Here is a 1,581-nt window from a genome sequence, read left to right as displayed (position 1 = left end):
CTCGGGTTCGTTTCGCAGAGCCGGCACGGGCTGGGCCCGGCCTGCGGGTTCCGCCTCCAGCCTGCCTTCGGCATCGGAAAGGCCGGCTGGTTCGAAGGGGGGCGGAACTTCACTGATCCGGCCCAGCGCACCCAGCAGGTCCTTGAACTCGCGCATGTGCTGGGCGCGGTAGCGGGCCAGTTGGAGCAGGCGATAATGGTCGTCCAGCACGACATGCTCCGGATGGTCGTACGCGCCGAACTCGTCCTCGGCGCTGCACAGGAGTTGGGCGTGGTGCTCGGTCTCCTGGCGGGAAAGGCGGAACTGGCGCCAGACATTGTCGGCGAGCAACTCCGCCAGGCAGATGCGCAAGGGATCATCGTCGCCGGCACAGCGGTCCAGCAGAGCGGTGCGCAGGCGCTGGAAGCTCGCCTCGTCCTCGGCCGGCAGGACACGAATTGTACGGGCGCACAGGCCATGGCGGAGCGCGTTGCGCGCGGCGGCCGCCTTGCCCTCTGGCGAGGCGGGGCCGCGGGAGCGCGCACCGTTGCGGCGTGATGCCTCGATCTGGGCAGCGGAAGGGGTGCGGGGCATGGCGGTCTCGTCAAGACGATGTTCCTATCGCATCCATACATAGGAACATAGTCACTGACAATCCAACCAGGTGCATTAGGACGGTCGTCATCAACCTATGAGCGATCGGAGACCATCATGCCCTGCCACAAGAGCAAGCTGCTGGCTGCCCTGGCCACCCAGGGTGGCGACGAGTGGATGCTGTGGAGCTACGCCGATAATTGCCCGGTCGACGAGATGCTGAAGCCGGGCTTCTTCGACCCGATGTTCACCCACCTGCAGGTGGGCGACTTCATCCTGATGAGCAGCGTGCCCAAGCCGCCCTCCGAGGCGATGCTCTGCCGCTCCGACGGTGGCCGCCGCCTGCTCGCCATGGTCGCGGAGAACGAGCGCGGCCATGTCCGGCTGCGCATCCTGATCGACTTCGGCGGCCCGAAGGACCCGGACATGCCGCAGGCGCTGTTCGGGCAACTCATGAGCGGGCTGATGGGCAGCGACGGGCCGAAGCCGCAGGTTGCGGGCAGGGCGGGGAAGCCAGCCTGAGCTTGTTCCTAGACCTGCGAGGTCGTTTGTGCCGTGCGAGCCGGAGCAGCGCCTCCGAGATCACCGGCATGCTGCATCATCATGGCCGGCCTCGAGCCGGCCATCCTGAGGCACACCAACGAATGGATGGCTGGTTTGAGCCCAGCCATGATGGGGACAGGACGCACCGGAATCGAGACAGCATTCAGCTCTGAGCAGGAAGCCGAGTTGGGACCTGCGATCAATGACAACTTCAGCATTGCCCACCCTATCTCAGGGTAACACCGAGATTTCCAGTCGAGACAGTGGCCACCGGCTTCAGCATGATGCGCTGCAACCAACGTGACGCATCGTGGTCCGCCCGCGCGTCGCCTACGGATGGCGGACGGGATGGATGCGGTCGGGGTGCGGCAAGCCTTGCGAAACGGACGGGAACGGGTCCTGGTGACCGGCGGTGCCGGCTATATCGGCAGCCACGTAGTCAAGGAGCTGCGCCGGGCGGGCTTC

At 66.0% G+C, this 1,581-nt stretch carries 2 protein-coding genes and 1 pseudogene; 2 read left to right on the top strand and 1 reads right to left on the bottom strand.

Going from position 1 to position 1,581, the window contains the following annotated elements:
- Positions 1-573, bottom strand: a pseudogene (locus EQG76_RS30955) (hypothetical protein); the annotation flags it as partial.
- A gap of 117 nt (positions 574-690) precedes the next feature.
- Here EQG76_RS30955 and EQG76_RS30950 point away from each other — a divergent pair.
- Both EQG76_RS30950 and EQG76_RS33850 read left to right on the top strand, forming a co-directional pair.
- Entirely contained in the window at positions 691-1,095 is a 405-nt protein-coding gene (locus tag EQG76_RS30950; protein WP_159719064.1) for a hypothetical protein, read from the top strand.
- Between the two features lie 369 nt (positions 1,096-1,464).
- Positions 1,465-1,581: NAD-dependent epimerase/dehydratase family protein (locus tag EQG76_RS33850; protein ID WP_159719063.1), on the top strand; the 117-nt coding region annotated here is incomplete at its 3' end.

It is taken from the genome of Geminicoccus flavidas (assembly GCF_009806515.1).
Classification (GTDB): Bacteria; Pseudomonadota; Alphaproteobacteria; order Geminicoccales; family Geminicoccaceae; genus Geminicoccus; species Geminicoccus flavidus.
This window is presented reverse-complemented; position numbering and strand designations above follow the sequence as displayed.

Coding starts and splice junctions, on each gene's coding strand:
- EQG76_RS30950 (WP_159719064.1), top strand. CDS start 691: ATGCCCTGCCACAAGAGCAAGCTGCTGGCTGCCCTGGCCACCCAGGGT.